The 18502-nt window shown below is 69.8% G+C and carries 16 protein-coding genes; 12 read left to right on the top strand and 4 right to left on the bottom strand.

From position 1 onward, the window contains the following. Nucleotides 1-23 precede the first annotated feature (23 nt). The 8 genes from ACZ5MC_RS22265 to ACZ5MC_RS22230 all read left to right on the top strand — a co-directional run bounded on the left by ACZ5MC_RS22265 (nucleotide 24) and on the right by ACZ5MC_RS22230 (nucleotide 7992). The gene (locus ACZ5MC_RS22265; protein WP_306598105.1) at nucleotides 24-2153 is read left to right on the top strand and encodes a M3 family metallopeptidase; all 2130 of its coding nucleotides are present in this window, start codon (nucleotides 24-26) and stop codon (nucleotides 2151-2153) included. A 112-nt stretch (nucleotides 2154-2265) separates the two neighbouring features. Then, the gene (gene rplU / locus ACZ5MC_RS22260; protein ID WP_306598104.1) at nucleotides 2266-2577 is read left to right on the top strand and encodes a 50S ribosomal protein L21; all 312 of its coding nucleotides are present in this window, start codon (nucleotides 2266-2268) and stop codon (nucleotides 2575-2577) included. A 27-nt stretch (nucleotides 2578-2604) separates the two neighbouring features. Beyond that, nucleotides 2605-2865 carry a 50S ribosomal protein L27 gene (gene rpmA, locus ACZ5MC_RS22255; RefSeq protein WP_306598103.1) on the top strand — a complete coding sequence of 87 codons (261 nt, stop codon included), beginning with the start codon at nucleotides 2605-2607 and terminating at the stop codon, nucleotides 2863-2865. Between the two features lie 74 nt (nucleotides 2866-2939). Next, a complete protein-coding gene (gene obgE, locus ACZ5MC_RS22250; protein WP_306598102.1) occupies nucleotides 2940-3944 on the top strand; it encodes a GTPase ObgE in 1005 nt (334 codons plus the stop codon). Then, a complete protein-coding gene (gene rsfS / locus ACZ5MC_RS22245) occupies nucleotides 3941-4939 on the top strand; it encodes a ribosome silencing factor (RefSeq protein ID WP_306598101.1) in 999 nt (332 codons plus the stop codon). Before obgE ends, rsfS begins: the two co-directional genes overlap by 4 nt. Before the next feature lie 3 nt (nucleotides 4940-4942). Continuing rightward, nucleotides 4943-6193: a Glu/Leu/Phe/Val family dehydrogenase gene (locus ACZ5MC_RS22240; RefSeq protein WP_306598100.1), complete on the top strand. Its 1251-nt coding sequence runs from the start codon at nucleotides 4943-4945 to the stop codon at nucleotides 6191-6193. Nucleotides 6194-6313: 120 nt separating this feature from the next. Beyond that, a complete protein-coding gene (locus ACZ5MC_RS22235; RefSeq protein WP_306598099.1) occupies nucleotides 6314-6697 on the top strand; it encodes an ArnT family glycosyltransferase in 384 nt (127 codons plus the stop codon). Further along, on the top strand, nucleotides 6598-7992 hold the full coding sequence (locus ACZ5MC_RS22230) for a hypothetical protein (protein WP_306598098.1): 1395 nt from the start codon (nucleotides 6598-6600) through the stop codon (nucleotides 7990-7992). The genes ACZ5MC_RS22235 and ACZ5MC_RS22230 overlap by 100 nt, the downstream gene beginning before the upstream one ends. On the opposite strand, the gene ACZ5MC_RS22225 is transcribed toward ACZ5MC_RS22230, so the two are convergent. Then, entirely contained in the window at nucleotides 7954-10422 is a 2469-nt protein-coding gene (locus ACZ5MC_RS22225) for a hypothetical protein (protein ID WP_306598097.1), read from the bottom strand. The genes ACZ5MC_RS22230 and ACZ5MC_RS22225 overlap by 39 nt on opposite strands. Before the next feature lie 82 nt (nucleotides 10423-10504). On the opposite strand from ACZ5MC_RS22225, the gene ACZ5MC_RS22220 reads away from it, so the two are divergent. Further along, a complete protein-coding gene (locus tag ACZ5MC_RS22220; RefSeq protein WP_306598096.1) occupies nucleotides 10505-11692 on the top strand; it encodes a type II secretion system F family protein in 1188 nt (395 codons plus the stop codon). A gap of 15 nt (nucleotides 11693-11707) precedes the next feature. Here ACZ5MC_RS22220 and ACZ5MC_RS22215 read toward each other — a convergent pair whose 3' ends face one another. The 3 genes from ACZ5MC_RS22215 to ACZ5MC_RS22205 form a co-directional block, all read right to left on the bottom strand. Continuing rightward, the gene (locus ACZ5MC_RS22215; RefSeq protein WP_306598095.1) at nucleotides 11708-13558 is read right to left on the bottom strand and encodes an LTA synthase family protein; all 1851 of its coding nucleotides are present in this window, start codon (nucleotides 13556-13558) and stop codon (nucleotides 11708-11710) included. A 166-nt stretch (nucleotides 13559-13724) separates the two neighbouring features. After that, nucleotides 13725-14876: a murein hydrolase activator EnvC family protein gene (locus tag ACZ5MC_RS22210; protein WP_306598094.1), complete on the bottom strand. Its 1152-nt coding sequence runs from the start codon at nucleotides 14874-14876 to the stop codon at nucleotides 13725-13727. Beyond that, nucleotides 14873-15622 carry a hypothetical protein gene (locus ACZ5MC_RS22205; protein WP_306598093.1) on the bottom strand — a complete coding sequence of 250 codons (750 nt, stop codon included), beginning with the start codon at nucleotides 15620-15622 and terminating at the stop codon, nucleotides 14873-14875. Before ACZ5MC_RS22205 ends, ACZ5MC_RS22210 begins: the two co-directional genes overlap by 4 nt. A 113-nt stretch (nucleotides 15623-15735) precedes the next feature. On the opposite strand from ACZ5MC_RS22205, the gene ACZ5MC_RS22200 reads away from it, so the two are divergent. The 3 genes from ACZ5MC_RS22200 to moaC are packed head-to-tail and all read left to right on the top strand — an operon-like array spanning nucleotide 15736 to nucleotide 18305. Then, on the top strand, nucleotides 15736-17106 hold the full coding sequence (locus ACZ5MC_RS22200; RefSeq protein ID WP_306598092.1) for a M20/M25/M40 family metallo-hydrolase: 1371 nt from the start codon (nucleotides 15736-15738) through the stop codon (nucleotides 17104-17106). 51 nt (nucleotides 17107-17157) lie between these two features. Next, a complete protein-coding gene (locus tag ACZ5MC_RS22195) occupies nucleotides 17158-17811 on the top strand; it encodes an HAD family hydrolase (RefSeq protein ID WP_306598091.1) in 654 nt (217 codons plus the stop codon). Continuing rightward, nucleotides 17808-18305, top strand: coding sequence for a cyclic pyranopterin monophosphate synthase MoaC (gene moaC / locus ACZ5MC_RS22190; protein WP_306598090.1), 498 nt, complete (start codon nucleotides 17808-17810; stop codon nucleotides 18303-18305). Before ACZ5MC_RS22195 ends, moaC begins: the two co-directional genes overlap by 4 nt. Nucleotides 18306-18502 lie beyond the last annotated feature (197 nt).

Genomic DNA, 18502 nt, shown 5'->3' with positions numbered 1-18502 from the left:
CCCCACTTGTGCCAAGGAGCCCCATGTCCACCCGCAACCGCATCACCCTGGGCCTCGTGCCGATCCTGGCCCTGGCCGCCATGCCGCTTCGGCCGGAGCAGCCCATGACCCCCACCCTCAAAGCGCTCACCGCCCCCTGGACGGGCCCCTTCGGCGGCGTGCCGCCCTGGGACCAGGTCCGCCCCGCGGACTTCGCCGCCGCCTTCGACCTGGCCATGGCCGACCAGCGCAAGGCCATCAAGGCCATCGTGGACAATCCGGCCGCCCCCACCTTCGAGAACACCATCGCGGCCCTGGAGCGCTCCAGCCGGATGCTGGACCGGGTCAACATCCTCACCGGCGTCCACTTCAGCACCCTGAAGACCGGCGACGTGCCCCGCATCGAGGCCGAGACCAATCCCAAGCTGGCGGCCTTCGCCGACGAGATCACCCAGAACGCCGGTCTCTTCAAGCGCATCGAGGCGGTGTACGCGGGCCTGGACAAGGCCGCCCTCACCCCCGAGCAGAAGCGGCTCACCTGGCTCTGCCGCACGAACTTCGTGCGCGCCGGCGCCCTGCTCACCCCCGCGCAGAAGAAGCGCATCCAGGAGATCAACCAGGAACTGGCCACCGTCAACACCCGGTTCGCCCAGAACGTGGTGGCCGAGGAGAGCGGGCTCTTCACCGTCATCGACTCGGAAGCCGGCCTGGCCGGGCTCTCCGCGGACTACAAGGCCGGCGCCGCCCGCGCCGCCGAGGCCCGGGGCCTCAAGGGCAAGTGGGTGGTCGCCAACACCCGCTCGGCCATGGAGCCCTTCCTGGCCTACGCCCAGGACCGCGCGCTACGCGAGAAGGTCTGGCGCACCTACGTGAACCGCGGGGACAACAACGACGCCCGGGACAACAAGGCCGCCATCACCCGCATCCTCCAGCTGCGCTACGAGCGCGCCCGGCTCCTGGGCTACAAGAGCCACGCCCACTGGTCCGTGGAGCTGAGCATGGCCAAGACCCCCGAGCGGGCCGTGGCCCTCATGGAGGCCGTGTGGAAGCCCGGCGTGGCCCAGGTGAAGGCCGACGTGGCCGAGATGCAGGCCATCATCGCCAAGGAGGGCGGGACGTTCAAGCTGGCCGCCTGGGACTACCGCTTCTACGCGGAGAAGCTGCGCAAGGCCAAGTACGACCTCGACCTAAACGAGGTGCAGCCCTACATGCAGCTCGACAAGCTTCGCGAAGGCATGTTCTGGGCCGCGGGCAAGTGCTACGGGCTGTACTTCAGCCCCGTGCAGGGCCTGCCCGTGCAGCATCCCGACGTGAAGGTGTGGGAGGTCAAGGACGCCAAGGGCGCCCACGTGGCGCTCTGGTACTTCGATCCCTTCGCCCGGGCCGGGAAGTCCTCCGGCGCCTGGATGAACGAGTACCGCACCCAGCAGCGCTACGACGGAGAGATCACCCCCATCGTCAGCAACAACTCCAACTTCACCAAGGGCGCCCCCGGCGAGCCCGTCCTCATCTCCTTCGACGACGCCCAGACGATGTTCCACGAGTTCGGCCACGCCCTCCACGGCATGCTGAGCAACGCCACCTACCCCAGCGTGGCCGGCTCCAACACCGTCCGGGACTTCGTGGAGTTCCCCTCCCAGATCAACGAGCACTTCTTCCTGACCCCGGAGATCCTCAACACCTACGCGGTCCATTACAGGACCGGCAAGCCCATCCCCCAGGAGCTGGTCGACCGCATCAAGAAGGCCGCCAAGTTCAACGAGGGCTTCCAGACCATGGAATTCCTGGCCTCGGCCGTCATCGACATGAAGTTCCACCTGGCCGGGGCCGGGCCCGTCGATCCCGCGAAGTTCGAGAAGGAGGAGCTGGCCAGGCTGGGCATGCCGGAGGAGATCGTCATGCGCCACCGGCCCACCCAGTTCAACCACATCTTCTCGTCGGACGGGTATTCCGCCGGGTACTACGCCTACCTCTGGGCCGACGCCCTCACCGCCGACGCCTGGGAGGCCTTCCTGGAGGGCAAGGGGCCCTGGGACCCCGCCGTGGCGGCCCGCCTCAAGGCCACCGTCCTGTCCGTGGGCAACACCGTGGACCCCGCCGACGCCTTCCGGAATTTCCGCGGCCGGGACGTCAACACGGACGCCCTCATGCGCAAGCGGGGCTTCATGAAGTGATTTTTCCCTTGCGATTCAAGGGAATGGATGACATTCTATTGGGCCTTGTCTTGGGCTCCCCAAGTGTGCCGACTTTACCTGGCACCGCCCAAGCCTCCTTTGCGAGGACGTCATGTACGCAGTGATCCAGACCGGTGGCAAGCAGTATCGGGTTTCCGAGGGGGACATCCTCCGCGTGGAACTGCTCGAAAAGGACCTCAAGGAAGCCGTGATCTTCGATCGCGTCCTCCTGGTGGACAACGACGGCGAGCTGAAGGTGGGCAAGCCCACCCTCGAAGGCGCCACCGTCTCGGCGGAGGTCATCTGCCACGACCGCGCCAAGAAGGTTCTCATCTTCAAGAAGAAGCGCACCACGACCTACCAGCGCACCAAGGGCCACCGCCAGGGGTACACGGAAGTTCGCATCAAGGGCATCCAGGCTTAGGCCCGGTAAGAGAAGAGAGGTTTTGTCATGGCACATAAAAAAGGTGTAGGTTCCAGCCGCAACGGCCGCGATTCCAATGCTCAGCGCCTCGGCGTGAAGGCCTTCGGGGGCCAGCTGGTCACCGCCGGCTCCATCATCGTCCGCCAGCGCGGCACCCGCTTCAAGATGGGCGTCAACGTGGGCATGGGCACCGACCATACCCTCTTCGCCAAGATCGAGGGCAAGGTCCGCTTCCAGGACAAGGGCCAGCACGGCCGCTTCATCCACATCGACCCCGTCGAGGCCTGATCCCAGGCTCCATTCCGGTGAGCGCGCGGCCTTGAGAATCGGGGCTGTGCGCTCATCGTCTTTCAGGCAAAACCATGTTCCTTGACCATCTGACGCTGCACCTGGAAGCCGGCCACGGCGGCGCCGGGGCATCCTCCTTCCGCCGGGAGAAGTTCGCCGAACTGGGCGGCCCCGACGGCGGCAACGGCGGTCTGGGCGGGTCCATCAGCATCCGGGCCAACAAGGCCCTCAACACGCTCAATCCCTACCGCAACCAGCGCAACTTCCTGGCCGAGCGCGGCGGCAACGGCGCCGGCGGGCTCTGCTCGGGCACCGACGGGGCCGACATCGTCCTGGACGTGCCGCTGGGCACCGTCATCAAGGACGCCCTCAGCGGTGAGATGATGGCCGAGCTGCTCAGCCACGGGGAGGTCGTCACCGTGGCCCGGGGCGGCCGCGGGGGCCTGGGCAACAACAACTTCAAGAGCTCCACCAACCGCACCCCCCGCCACGCCCAGCCCGGCGAGGACGGCGAGATCCGCGACATCGACCTGGAGCTCAAGCTCATCGCCGACGTGGGCCTGGCGGGCCTGCCCAACGCCGGCAAGTCCACCCTGGTGAGCCGCGTGTCCGCGGCCCGCCCCAAGATCGCCAACTACCCCTTCACCACCCTCGAGCCCCAGCTGGGCGTCGTCACGGTGGACGAGGTCAACAGCTTCGTCATCGCCGACATCCCCGGCCTCATCGAGGGCGCCGCGGGCGGCGCGGGCCTGGGCGTGCAGTTCCTGCGCCACGTGGAGCGCACCCGCATGCTGCTGCACCTGGTGGACCTCTCGGACCCCGTGCTGGAGCCCGAGGAGGCCATCCGCATCATCGAGGGCGAGCTCAAGGCCTTCTCCCCAGTGCTGGCCTCCAAGCCCTGCTGGCTGGTGGGCACCAAGCTGGACGCCCTGCAGGACGACGACCGGCGCACCCGCTTCGAGGCCCTCTGCAGGGCCCGGGGGCAGGAGCCGATCCTCATCTCCGGCGTCACCGGCGAGGGCATCCGGCCCCTGGTGTACAAGCTCGGCACGGCCCTTCTGGGGGCTTCGGGCGCATGAGGCGGGTGGGGCTCCTGGGAGGCACCTTCAACCCTCCCCACGCCGGACACCTGAAGCTCGCGGACCTCGCAATACCGGCCCTGGACCTGGACGAGCTGCGCCTGGTCCCCACCGCCATCCCCCCCCACAAGCCCCGTCCGGCCCTGGACGGGGCCATGCGCCTGCGCCTGCTCCGCGACCTGCCCTACCCGGTGGAGACCCTGGAGGTGGACCGGGGCGGCCCCAGCTTCACGGTGGACACCCTGGAGGCCCTGGCCGGGAGGGAGCCCGGCACCGCCTGGATCCTGGTCATGGGAAGCGACCAGCTGGCCGGCTTCCAGGGCTGGAAGCGGCCGGAGCGCATCCTGGAGCTGGCCTCCCTGGCCGTGTCGCCCCGTCCGGGCTTCGAGGGCTCCGCCGTGCCGGACCTCCTGCGGGACCGGTTTCGGGCCCGCTGGTCCGGATCTCCGGGAGAGGTGGTCGAGCTGCCCGGAACCGCGCTGGAGCTGGCTTCCACCGAGCTCCGGGGGGAGCTGGCCCGCGGGGGGGCGCCCCCCGAAATTCCGCCGCAAGTTCTGGCTGTCATTTGCCGGGAAAACCAGTACCGTAATGTCTGTTTGGGAGAACGAATGACCCTAGAGCCTCGGCTCGCGAGTGTGGTGGAAGCTGCCCGCTCCAAGAAAGCCTTCCGGATCCGCCTTTTCGACGTCACCGGGATCGCCAGCTTCACCGACACCTTCGCGTTCATGTCCGGGTCCAGCGACCGCCAGAACCGCGCCATCGCCGACGCGGTGGAAGAGCAGCTGAAGGCCATCGGCACCCGCCCCCTGTCCCGCGAGGGCGAGCAGAACGGCAACTGGATCCTCCTGGACTACGGCGACATCATCGTCCACGTCATGGATGAGGACACGCGGGGCTTCTACAATCTTGAAGGCCTGTGGAAGGAAGCCCGGGAGCTGGAGCTCCCGCCCGAAGTGCATCCCTCCATTCCGAACACCGAACACCGGGAGGGGTGAGCCATGCTCAATCAACACAGCGCATTCGACGCCATGCAGTCGCGTCTGCGCGTCGCGGCCGAGCTCTACGGCCTCGAAGAGGCGCTCTTCAAGGTGTTCATCGCTCCCATCCGCTCGATCATCGTCAGCTGCCCCGTGCACATGGACGACGGGGGCTGGGAGGTGTTCACGGGCTACCGCGTGCAGCACAACGTCGCGCGCGGCCCCGCCAAGGGCGGCATCCGCTACGACCCGCGCATCACGCTGGACGAGATCAAGGCCGGCGCCGCGTGGAACACCTGGAAGACCGCGGTGGTCGACGTGCCCTTCGGCGGCGGCAAGGGCGGCGTCATCTGCGATCCCACGAAGATGAGCGACGGCGAGCTCGAGCGGCTCACCCGGCGCTACATCGCCGAGATCATGGACCTGCTGGGCCCCGACCGGGACGTGCCCGGCATCGACATGGGCACCAACAGCCAGGTCATGGCCTGGGTCCTCGACACGTACACCATGCACACCCGCAAGACCGAGAACGCCGTGGTGACCGGCAAGCCGATCTCCCTGGGCGGCAGCCTCGGGCGCACCGAGGCCACGGGCCGCGGCATCCTCATCTCCGCCCGCGAGGCCATGCAGCGCCTGGGCAAGCCCCTGGCCGGGGCCACGCTGGCCGTGCAGGGCTTCGGCAACGTGGGCTCGCAGGCGGCAAGGCTCCTGCACGAGGCCGGCGCGCGCATGGTGGCGGTATCGGACCTCAAGGGCGCCATCCGCAACGACCGCGGCATCGACACCCACGCCCTCCTCAAGTACCACGCCGAGCACAAGACGGTGGTGGGCTTCAAGGGCGCCGAGCCCATGGACGCCAAGGACCTGCTCACCATGGCCGTGGACATCCTGGTGCCGGCGGCCACCGAGAACCAGATCACCGAGGACAACGCCGCCAAGGTGCGGGCCAAGGTCGTGGTGGAGGGCGCCAACGGCCCCACCTCCCCCGAGGCCGATCCCATCCTCCTGGACAACGGCGTCCTGGTGGTGCCCGACATCCTGGCCAACGTCGGCGGCGTGACCGTGAGCTACTTCGAGTGGGTGCAGAACCGCCTGGGCTTCTACTGGCGCGAGCGGGAGGTCAACGAGCGCCTGGTGGAATACATGACCCACGCCTTCCAGGCCGTGTTCGCCACCACCGACAAGTTCAAGACGAACCCCCGCATCGGCGCCTACATCCTGGCCCTGGACCGCGTGAGCCAGGCCATGCACGCCCGGGGCTTCTACGCCTGAAGGCCTTGCGGAACTGAAATAAATCATTAATATTACGGGATGTCCTTTCGTCCCCTGCCGGGTCCCCGGGATCCGCTTGCCCGCATTTGGGGTAAGACCGGTGTTTATAACGCAACAGCCTTGGCGTTCCTCGTTGCCGCGGCCCTCTTCCTGGTGGGCCTGAATAACCATGCGCTTTGGGATTATCATGAACCTTACGTCGGCGGCATCATCCATGAGATGGCCACCGGGGGGGACTGGGTCGTTCCGACCCTGGGCGGCCAGCCCTACCTGGAGAAGCCGCCCCTCCACTACCTGATGGGCGTGGCCGCCACCCGCCTGGCCGGCACCTTCGAGCCCTGGGCCCTGCGGCTCCCCAGCGCCTTCATGGCCATGGCCACCGTGGCCTGGATCACCTGGGTGGGATGCAGGCTGCAGTCCTGCCGGGCCGGGCTGTGGGGGGGCTCCTGGCCGCGACCCACGTGCTGTTCTTCCGCATGGGCCACCAGGCGGTGGTGGACATGACCCTCACGGCGGCCCTGACGGCGACCCTGGGCCTGGCGCTCCTGGCCCTGGCCGAGCCCGGGCGCCGGCTCTGGGTTGACCTCTTCTGGGCCAGCCTCGGACCGCTGTTCCTGGCCAAGGGCGTCATCGGCCCGGTGATGGCGCTGTGGGCCCTGGCGGCCCTGCTGGCCCTGGACCGCGGCGCCGCCCCCGGATTCCTCCGCCCCGGGTGGGGCATGGCCGCGGGCCTGGCCCTGGCTCTGGCCTGGGTACTGCCGCTGGCCCTGCGGGGCGGACGGGAGTGCCTCACGGAGGTGTTCATGCGAAACACCCTGGGCCGCTTCCTGGAGCGGGCGGGTCTGGTGCCGCGAACGGGCCGCCTGGACGAGCACCGGGAGTCCGCGCTGTTCTACCTGGAGCGGACCCCGGGCAACCTCCTGCCGTGGCTGGCGCTGTGGTGCGCGGCCCTGGTTCCCCGCGGCTGGCGGGGGGTGCGGGCCTGGGGCATCCCCGCCGTGCTCGCCGCGACCCTGGTCCTGCTCACGGTGTCCTCGGAAAAGCGCATGGTGTACCTCCTGCCCGTGCTGCCCCTGTCCTTCCTCAACACGGGCCTGTGGCTGGACCGCGTCTTCCTCCGCGGTCCGGACGGCGTGGCGCGGGCCGCGCTATGGATCACCCTCTTCCTGGCCCTGGTGCTCGGCGCGGGCCTGCCCTGGTTCGTGGTGGCGCGGGTGGGCATGGCCTGGACGGAGGCCCTGGCCCTGAGCCTCCCGCCCCTGGCGCTGGGCGCGGTCTCCTGGACCCTGGCGGCCCGGGGCAGGCTGGAGGCGGCCCTGCGCTGGACCCTGGCCCAGTGGGTAGCCACGCTCCTCCTCTTCATGGTGCAGGCGGTGCCGCACCTGGACCGGGAGTGGAACCCCATCCTGGAGCCGTACCTGGAGGCCAAGAAGCTGGAGGACCAGGGCGCGCGCGTGCTCCAGGGCCGCCTGGAGGAGACCCAGGTGGGCTACGCCAGCCTCACCTTCGGCCGTGTCCTGCCCGAGGTGGCCGACGCCCGGGCGGTGCGGGAAGCGCTCTCCCGCGCCGAACCGGTGGCCCTCCTCCTGGAACCCAGGCACTTCTGGCGCGGGGAGCTGGCGGCCCGGGCCGAGGGGGCCGTGGAGATCCCCACCGAGGCCTCCCGCTCCCGCCGGCTCCGGGACCGGGCCCCGGTGCTGCTCCTGAACCGCCGGGCCCTGGACCTGCTCGAGCATTCCAGGGACCTGGGCCCGCTGGCCTCAAAAGACCCTGAAAAAGCCCACGAACCCGTTGCATGAGCGGACGCCTGGGAGGGTGCTGAGAAGCCCCACGCCCAGGTCCACGCGCACGGCGGTGAACCACCAGAAGCCGGGGAGGTCCCCCGCGATGGCAAGGCCGGTGACCTGGTAGGTCCGCTGGTCGTCCAGGCTGCGCAGCCAGGCGTGGTCCAGGCCGAGAGTGACGCGCAGGCTGGGCCCGGACGGGAGCACCAGCGCGGCCTTGGCGTAGGTGAGCCGGTCCGCGGCGATGGCGTTGTTCCGGATGCCGGCGATGCGCACGCTCCCCCCGGTGCCGCCCACGTCCAGGGCCTGGAAGCGGTCGAAACTGCGGCCCCCGGCGAAGCCCGCCTCGCCGTGCAGCCAGGAACCGCGGCCAAGCTCATGGTCGTAGCCCGCGGACCCTCCCCACCGCGCGTAGGGCCCCTTCAATTCCCGGAGGGAACCCGGCAGCCCGTAGACGCCCTCGGGCCGCCGTCCCTCGCCATAGTAGCCCTTGAGCTGGAAGCCGCTGCGCAGCCAGCTGAGTTCGCCCGTGGTCTCGCGGTTCCACCCCGAGGGAGGCAGGACGAAGCCCTCGGTCCAGTACTTGCCCTCCCGCGGCCTGGAGTAGTGGTCGTGGCGGAGGTCCATGCGCCCCTGGAGCCGGAAGCCCCAGCCCAGGTCGTGGCCCACGGAGAGGAGGAGGTTGCCCGTCCTGCGCCCCACGCCCTCGCGGTCCACCAGATGCCCTTTGCGCACGGGGCGCTCGGTGCCGGAGAGGAGGCTGAAGGCGGTGCTGGCGGCGAAGTCGAACCCCGCGCCCACGTTGGGGACCGAGATCTGCCCGGTGTTGAAGATTCCCGCGGTGAGCCCGGAAACCTGGATCCCCTTGCCGAAGGCGTCGAAGTCGAAGTAGGCGAGGGCGGGCAGGGGGATCACCGGCAGGGGCAGGGTGGGGTCGAAGAGGAGAAGGCCGCCGATGAGGCGCCCCGAGGTCCGGGGCTTCTCCTCGGCCTTCCGGGTCCCGTCCTTCTGGCGGCTGAGGTACCGGAGGCCGTCCGGGGTGCTCCGCAGCATGGTTCCGTCCGACCTGCGGGCCTCGAGCCGATGCTCGGCGAACCCCGGGCCGTTCACCGTGAAGCCGGAATAGGCCAGGGTGCGCCGGGCCTGGGTGACGCCTCCGCCGCCCACCCAGCGCTCGAAGATGACGGCCTTCTCCAGGCGCCAGATGCCCGGGGCCGCCTCGCCGTAGGTGAGGGTCCGGGTCTCGGACTTCACCATGCCCGGCAGGCCCGAGCGGGAGGAGCGCTCCTCCAGGATGCGCCCCGAGGCCTCCTCCACCAGCAGGGACCCCTCGTGGAGGGTGGCGTCCCCGTCCGCGGGCTCGAAGAGGATCCGCCGCCGGCCGGCGCCGGCCTCGCCGCCGTCCCGGTAGCGGTACCGCTCCGTCAAGGTCAGCGCCGCCGGCGGCGCCAGGCTGGTGCGGCTCTCCACGATGGGCAGCTGGAGGCCGCCCTTGAGCTTGGCCTTCACCCCGTTGAGGAGCACCTCCTTCTGGAGCGTCTCCTCGGGCTCGCCCGCGGCCTGGAACGACCGGAACCGGAAGCCCAGGTCCGAGCCCGGGCCCTGGGAGGCCTGGATATGGAGGTCCACGGCGAGGTCGGCCTCCAGGGTGCGCACCGCCAGGGTCTCCCGCAGCCGCTCGGCCCGGACCCTGGCCAGGAGCGCGCCCACATCGTAGGCGTCCCGGGCGGTGACCTGCACCTCGTGGCGGTCCCGGGGGGCCTCCACCACGGCCCAGGCGCCCTGGACGAACCGCCAGCGGCGCTCGGAGCCCGTCCTGGGGTTGCGCAGGAGGAGGGTGCCCGCGCCGCCCTCCACGTCCGTGAACCCGGCCGGGATCTCCAGCCCGGCCCCGGGTCCGCCGGGGGGGATCACGAGCCGGCCCCCGTCCCCCAGGAGCTGCCCCAGGCGCGGTCCGGGATCGGAGGGGAGCCAGAGGGTCCAGGGCCGCCCGGGCATGAGTTCCTGGGCCCGCGCCAGGAGGCCGGGCCAGGCCGCGGGGTCGGGCCCCAGGTCCTCGGCCAGGAGCGCGCCGCCCTGCACCGCGCCCCAGGCGGCCTCGTCCCACAGGGGCTCCCCCCCGGGATCGAAGCCCAGGTAGAGGACCACGGCGGGAGCCTGGGCCTTCAGGGCCTGGCTGGCGGCCAGGAGCAGCGGGACGCGCCCGGGGCCCCGGGGCAGGAGGATCCGGACGGCCGGCCTCCCCAGGAGGGGGGCGACCCGGGCGGACCAGGCCTCGATCTTCGCCTGGACCTGGGCGGGATCCCGCGAATCGCCAGGAACCCAGTCGGCCGCCGCGGCATCCCTGAGGTCGAGCATTCCAGGAACCGATTCACCCACCCGGAGGGGAGCTTGGCCTTGAAGCGCGGCGCAGCCGAGGGCGATGATGGCGGTCCTGAGGATCACGCGGCCTCCCGTAATGAACGTACAGCCAGTGTAGCGGTTCCGGCCGCGGCCCATTAGCGGCTATCCTTTCTCAGAGCTGCCCATGCGATTCACCGTGAAGTTCACAACATCCGCCGGCGAGATCCTCGTGAGGGACTTCGAGGGCGGCGACGCCGCCGAGGTGAAGGCCAAGGTCATGGCCGAGGGGAACTTCCCCATGGACGTGCGCCGCACCATGGGCGCCTTCCAGAGCCAGAAGACCCTCAAGGCCGAGACCCTGATCCTCTTCAACCAGGAGCTGCTGGCCCTGCTCAAGGCCGGCATCCCCCTGCTGCAGTCCCTGGAGCTGCTGGTGGGCCACGGCAAGGACGCGCTGCTGCGCAGCTCCCTGGAGCGCGTGGTGGAGCTGCTCAAGGAGGGCATGTCCTTCTCCGAGTCCATGGAGCAGGTGGGCACCTTCCCGGCGGTGTACCGCGCCAACGTGGTCGCCGGCGAGCGCAGCGGGACCCTGCCCGAGGTCATCGCGCGGTGGCTGGCCTTCCAGTCCTTCGCCCAGAACAGCCGCCGGCGCATCATGGAGGCCCTGTTCTACCCCTGCTTCCTGGTGGGCGTGCTCATCATCGCCCTGGCCGTGATCTTCAACGTGGTGCTCCCCCGGTTCGCGGAGATCTACCAGGGCAGCGGCATCGAGATGCCCCAGGCCACCCAGTGGCTCCTGGACATCGGCGAGTTCGTGCGCCGCACCATCTACTTCCAGCTGGTTCTGCTGGCCGTGCTGGCCGTCTTCATCCGCTGGATGTTCACGACCCCGGCCGGCAGGCAGGTCTGGGAGCGGATCCTCCTGTCCCTGCCCAAGCTCGGCACGCTCTACCGCATGTACCACTCCTCCGTCTTCACGCGCACCCTGGGCGTGCTCCTCTCGGGCGGCATGCCCGCGCTGCAGGCCCTGGAAGTGATCCAGCGCACCACCCCCAGCGAGCGCATGAAAAAGCGCCTGCGCAACGTCACCGAGCTGGTGCGGGCCGGTTCGTCCCTGCACACCGCCCTGGAGCAGTCGCAGCTCCTGGACCCCCTGGCCGTGGAGATGACCCGGGTGGGCGAGCAGTCCTCGGCCCTGCCGGAGATGCTCAACCACGTGTCGGACTTCTTCGACCAGGAAGTGGAGAAGGCCACAACGGCCGTGACGGCGCTCATCGGGCCGATCCTCATCCTCTTCATGGGCGTGACGGTGCTGGGGCTGCTGCTGGCGGTGTACATCCCGCTCTTCAACGCCGGGAGCACGGTCCACTAGCCGGGCGGGAAACCCCTAATCCCGCGCCTTGGCCTCCAGGGCCACCGGGTCGCCGTGGAAGTAGTTGCCGCGGATGATCAGGTCCGCCACCTCCAGGCCCTCCCTGCAGTGCGCGGCCTCCTTCGGGGACGCCGAGCCGCGCAGGGTGCCGTCGGCCAGCACGATCTGGCCGCGGGCGGTGTTCAGGAGGTTCCGGCCCATCATGCGGCCGCCCCATTCCCCGGGGTCGACGCCCAGCAGGTCCAGGAGGGTGGGCATGATGTCGACCTGGCCGCCCGGGATGTCGAGCTCCTTCGGCTCAAGACCCTTGGCGGCGATGATGAAGGGGATGCGGTGGTCCCGGGCGCCCCACCAGGGCTGGGCCAGGGGCGACCGGAGCAGCTCCTTTTCATAGTACCTGTGCACGCCCTGGTGGTCGCCGGTGACCACCACCACCGTGCGGTCCAGGAGCCCGCTTTCCTCCAGGCGCTTCAGGAAGATGCCCAGGTGCTTGTCGGTGTAGTGGATGCTCTGGAGGTAGCCCCCCATGGGGCCCTGGTCCAGCGCGGGGTCCAGGGGGAGTTCCCGCAGGTAGTCCGGGAGATTGAAGGGCTCGTGACTGGAGAGCGTGACCAGGAAGGCGTAGAAGGGCTCCTTCAGGCCGCGGACGAGGGGCGTGGCCTGGGCCAGGAAGGAGGCGTCGGCCAGGCCCATGCCGAAGGACTCGCTGCAGTCGAAGGAGCCGGAATCGAGGATCCGCTCGAACCCGAGGTTCACGTGGCCCTGCCGGACGTTCCAGAAGGACCCGGGGTCCGGGTGGATGGAGAGGGTGGCGTAGCCCCGCGCGGCCAGCAGCCGGGGCAGGGAGGGCAGGCTCGCCAGGGGGTAGGAGGCGAAGGTGGCCTCCCGGCGCACGGGGTACACGGAGGCGTTGGTCATGAGGTCGGCGTCCGAGCTCATGCCCAGGTTCACCTGCTCGTGGAACCGGGTGAAGGAGAGCCCCCGGCGCCGCAGGGCGTCCAGGGTGGGGGTCACGGGCACGCCGCCCGCGGTCTGGCCCAGGACGAAGGACTCGAGGGATTCCACCTGGATGAGGAGCAGGTTCCGCCCCTTGAGGCTCCCCCGGAGCGGTCCCGGAGACCTGCCCTCGCGGTTCCCCCGGAGCCAGCCTCCGATGCGGTCGCGCTCCGTGCGGGACAGGTCCAGGAAGGCACTCCCCTTTTCCAGGTAGGCCACGAGGTCCAGGGCGTGGTACCCCAGGGGCGTGACGAGGACCGCGAGGTCCACGGGCTTGGCCAGGGTCAGGGGCTCCCTGGCGCTTCCGGAGCCCAGGACGCCCCCGCCCAGCACCGGCACCAGCAGGAAGAGGCCGCCGAAGGTTCCGGACTGGAGGGCCAGGCGCCCGAAGCGCCCCGGGCCCCAGGCCGGGATCTGGCGGCGCAGGAGGTAGAGGAGGGCCAGGTCCGCCAGGAGGAGCAGGTCCCACCCCTGGATGAAGGGCGTGATGTGGTCCAGGGGCAGGGAGATGCCCCCCGCCGCCGAGAGGATGCCCAGGGAGGGGAAGGCCCGGAAGGCCCGGTAGTACCAGAGGTCCGCCAGCAGGAGCGACGTGAGGAGGACGCTCAGCGCGCAGAAGGCCGCGGTGCGCCGCCGCTGCGGGAAGGCGTTGAGCAGGGACAGCAGGAGGAGGATGACCAGGGAGTAGTAGGCGGGGCGGAGGAGGGACCGGAAGATCTCGCGGTTCAGGATGCCCAGCGAGAAGTCCAGGTGGTCCACGCTGAAGATCGCGGAGTAGAACACCAGGAACTTCAGCCACACCAAGCCGAAGAGGACGAGTTCGGGCCGGGTGGGGCGGAGCGCCCCCAGGGCCGATCGCAGTGCGGACATGACGCCTCCGGCCCGGGCAGGGCGGTGCCAGGGGCGGCCCAGGACCGCCCCCCGGCAGGACATTGATTAATAATTAAAATTGAACCCAACAATCCAGGCCAGTTCCCGGTTGTGGGTTCAATAATTAATAATCAATTAATATCCGTCCGCAACCCCAATCCCGGTCCTACCGGTAGTGCTGCTTCAGCCACTTGTTGGGATCCTGGGGCTGGGTGAGATGCCGGACCTCGAAGCCCAGCCGGGGCCCGTCCACGGTGACGCCCACGGTGCCCAGGGCCTCCCCCTGCTTGAGGATCTGGCCCTTGGCGGCCGAGATGCCGCGCAGATGGGTGTATAGCGTGAAGAAGCCGCCGCCGTGGTCGAGGATCACCATCGGCCCGAAGCTCTGGTAGATGTCGGCGTAGACCACCTTCCCGTCGGCCACGGCGTTGACCTGGGCGCCGGCCGTGGCCGAGATGAGGAGCCCGCTCTGCATGGTCCGGGTGTGGAACTTGGGGTGCAGGTGCTCGCCGAAGCCCTGGGCCAGGGTGCCGGGGGTGGGCTGGGGCAGGTCCCCCCGCAGGCCCGCGAAGGCCACGGGGCTCTCGAAGGCGTCGGCCCGGGGCTTGCCCAGGAGCTGGGTGAGCATGCGCTCGAGCTGAAGGGCCTCCTCGGCGAGCTCGGCCTGGACTTCCTTCTGGCGCGATTCGTCCATGCGCAGGCCGTCCAGGAAGGAACCCAGGCGCTCCTCGTTGAGGGTGAGGCTGGCCTGGAAGCGCACCGCCTCCTCCTCCTCCCGGGTGAGCCGCTTCATGGCCTCCTGGATCTCGCCCTCCCGGCGGGCCAGGTCGGTCTGGAGGTGCTGGATGCGGTCCAGGCGGATGCGCTCCTGGTTGCGCAGGTAGGCGAGGTAGCGTCCCTGCACGATGTACTGCTCGAAGGTGGCGAAGCTGGCGAACAGGCCCAGGTCCCCCAGGGGGCCCAGCGCCTGCATCCACCGCACCTCCTTGCGCAGCTCGTTGCGCCGCTGGCGGATCTCCAGGCTGATCTCCTCCTTCTTGCGGCTGATGGACTGGACCTCCATCTGCGCCTGGTCGCGCTTGAGCCGGGCCTGCTCGGCCTGGGCCCGCACGCGGTCGGCCTGCAGGGAGATGGCCTGCAGCTCCACCAGGACGCCCTTCCGGCGCTTCTTGAGGGCTGCGATCTGCTGGTCCGCCGCCGTGAGCGCGGCCTGGATCTGGGTGAGCCGGCCCTTGACCTGGTTGAGGTCCTGGGGGGGCGGCAGGGGCTCCTGGGCCGCCAGCGCGGCGCCGAGGACGAGGGCGAGGGTCCGTCTCAAGCCTTGCTCCGCTTGGGGGCCTTGCCCGGCAGGAGGAGCAGGAGGGCCGCGAGGAGGATGGGCAGGCCCAGGGTCAGCGGCAGGGCCTTCCAGGCGAAGGGGTCGGAGGGGAGCTGGGTGCTGGGCAGGGCCCGGCCCAGGAAGGCCATGGTCTTCACGGCCGCCTTGGGGACGTCCAGGTCCCCCAGGAATTCCCCGCCCCAGGCCATGACGCGCCCCACCTCCTGGAGCCCGAAGGCGAGGATCACCGCCAGGCCGCGGTTGGACTTGAGGAGGCACCCCAGGGCGGCCGACCAGAGCAGAAGCTCCAGGCCCAGGAGCACGGCGTTGGTGTCGGCCAGGAGGATGCGGGGGGCCAGGGGGTTGCCCAGGAGCCTATAGCTGGCGGCCAGGATCGGAAGGATGGCGATCTGGCTCAGGACGAGCCCGTGGGCGAAGGCCAGGGGCGCGCCCAGGGCCAGTCCCTTGAACCGCTCGGGCCGGGAGCCCGAGGCCAGCCACTCCCCCAGGGGGAAGATGCCGCCCAGCAGGATCACCGCCGGCACCACGGCGAACAGGAAGCGCCCCAGGATGTCGGCCGCCCAGGCCTTGGGATCGTCGATGAAGCCCAGGGGGATGCCCGAGCCGAAGACCATCAGCTGGCCGTCGCCGTTGATGCCCTGGATGCCGCCCAGCACGAGGCCGGTCAGGAGCAGGCAGATGCTGGTCCACACGATGCGCAATCTGGAGCTTCCGAAACGGTCCATGCCTTCTCCTGGTTGTTCCCGAGGATTGTACTGCGCCCGCGGCCCGCATGAGGATTCCCCTTTCCGGGTTCCCGCCCTGGGGCTATGGTAGAGGCCCCTCCCCAGGAGACGCCATGAACGCCGATGCCCTCACCCGTGAAGCCCTTGCAGCCTTCGCCCAGTCCAAGCGCCAGGCCTTCGAAGCCGAACTCCGCACGCTCGTCGAGATCCCCTCCGTCTCCAGCGACCCGGACCGGGCCGGCGACATCCGCCGCTGCGCCGAGGCGGCCGTGGACCTCTTCCGCCGCCACGGCGGGGAGGCCACCCTCCTCGAGACCGAAGGCAACCCCCTGGTCCTGGGCCGCTACGACCTGGACCCGGCCCTGCCCACGCTCACCGTTTACAACCATATGGATGTCCAGCCCGCCAACGAGCCCGAGTGGACCACCGAGCCCTTCCGGATGGAGATCCAGGGCGACACCTACAAGGGCCGGGGCACCACCGACGACAAGGGGCCGGCCCTGTCGGCCTTCTTCGGGGCCATGGCCGCCCGGGAGGCCGGGGTCCCCCTGAACGTCCACTTCCTCTGGGAGCTGGAGGAGGAGATCGGGTCCCCCAGCTTCCGGGGCGGCCTGGAGAAGCACAAGCACCTCCTGGGCACCCAGGCCATCGTGGTGAGCGACACCGTGTGGATCACCCGGGGCAAGCCCAGCACCCCCGCCGGCCTCCGGGGCCTGAAGGGCTTCCGGCTCACCCTGGAGACCGCCAGCCACGACCTGCATTCCGGGGTGGTGGGCGGCGCGGCCCGCAATCCCCTGGCCGAGCTCATGAGCGTCGTGGCCGCCATGGTGGACGGCCACACCGGGAAGGTGAAGATCCCCCACTTCTACAGGAAGGTGGCCAAGCCCTCCAGGAAGGAGCTGAAGGAGTGGGCCCACTCCGGCTTCTCCGTGGAGACCTTCAAGGCCGACCACGAGATCCACGGCCTGCGCACCGAGAACCCCCTGAAGGTCATGAAGCGCATCTGGGGCCGGCCCACCATGGAGGTCCACGGCGTGGTGGGGGGCTACACCGGCCCCGGCATCAAGTCCGCCGTCCCCCCCCGGGCCGAGGTCAAGATGAGCTGCCGGCTGGTGCCCGACATGGACGAGGCCTCCACCTTCGACCTCATCCGGAAGTTCCTGGCCATGCACTACCCCGACGTGCAGGTCCACGAGGAGCACGGCCTGGCCCCCTTCAAGGGCCACGTGTCCGGCCCCTACGCCGAGGCCGTGAAGGACGCCTACGCCTTCGCCTTCGGCGCCCCCTGCTGCTTCACCCGGGAGGGCGGCTCCATCGGGGCCGTCAAGACCATGGAGGACGTCCTGGGGTGCGAGGTCTACTTCCTCGGCCTGAGCCTGCCGTCGCACGGCTACCACGCCCCCAACGAGAACTACGACTGGGAGCAGGCCTCGGGGGGGATCGCCGCGTTCGCGCGGTACTTCCAGGTGGTCAGCGGATTCTGAAGGCCGCCCGGCCCGGCCCCATGGGAGAATCGGACCCATGGAGGTTTTTGCGTGAAGCTCGTCATCTGGGATTTCGACGGAACCCTGGCCGACACCCGGCCCATCATCGAGGCGGGCATGGACCACGCCCTCAAGGCGATGGGGCTGCCGGGGACCGTCCGGGAGGAGTGGCTCAAGTACGTCGGACTGCCCCTGGAGGAGGGGATCACCCGCACCTTCGGCCCCCTGGGCCGGGCCATGGAGGAGGTCCTCCCCATCTACCGGTCCTACAACTACACCGCCAACGAGCACCTGATCCGTGGCTTCGAGGGCATTTCCGAGCTCCTGGCGGAGCTTCACCGCCGGGACGTCCGGCAGGCCATCGCCTCCAGCAAGCGCACCGCGCCCCTGGTGCGGCAGGTGGAGGCCCTGGGATGGACCCGCTTCTTCGAGGCGGTGGTGACCCCCGACGACGTGGCCGACGCCAAGCCGGCCCCGGAGAGCATCCACCTTATCCTGGGGCGCCTGGGGGTTGCCCCGGAGGATGCGGTGATGGTGGGGGACACCCCCTTCGACCTGGACATGGCCCGGGAGGCCGGGATCCGGAGCGTGGCCGTGGGCCACGGCTTCTACGGGGAGGAGGCCCTGGCGGCCTCGGGGCCCATGGCCTACGCCCCCGACACGGCGGCCCTCCGGGACATCCTTCTGGCATGGAGCGCGTCATGAGCCTGACCCACCTGGACCCCGAAGGACGCCCCGTGATGGTGGACGTGTCGGCCAAGGCCGCCACCCGGCGCCGCGCCGTGGCCGCGGGCTACCTGGCCCTGAGCCCGGAGTGCGCCCGCGCCCTGGAGGAAGGCGGCGGCCCCAAGGGGGACCCCTGGACCGTGGCCCGCATCGGGGCCGTCGGCGGGGCCAAGCGCACCGGGGACCTCATCCCCCTCGCGCACCCCCTGGTCCTGGACGCCGTGACCGTGGCCCAGCACTGGGACCCGGAGCTCCGCCGGGCCTGGCTGCGGGTGGAGGTGGCCCTGGAGGGGCGCACGGGGGTGGAGATGGAGGCGCTCACCGGGGTCAGCCTGGGGCTCCTGGTGCTCTACGACATGCTCAAGGCCGTGAACCACCGCATGGAGGTGGGCCCGGTGCGCCTCCTCCTGAAGGAGGGGGGACGGCGGGGCCGGATCCTGGAGAGCTGGCCGGATTGTCCTTGGCAAGAATAATGCCGCCATTTTCCAGCCGCTGCCCGGCTGCCATTGATCACCCTGAAAACAAAGGGTGATGCGCTATTTCCTTGATTCCATTCGGCGCAAACGGAATGCATTTTCGTTTGCGTTGGGGAAATGTGCTGGCTAGGATCAGAGTTCCGATTGTCCACCATGGGGTGATCCCCAGGAGGGTTGCTAGCGTCCCACCACCT

It is taken from the genome of Mesoterricola sp. JemC181 (assembly GCF_055384585.1).
The sequence above is the reverse complement of the archived record's forward strand: the minus strand, read 5'-3'. Positions and strand labels throughout refer to the sequence as shown.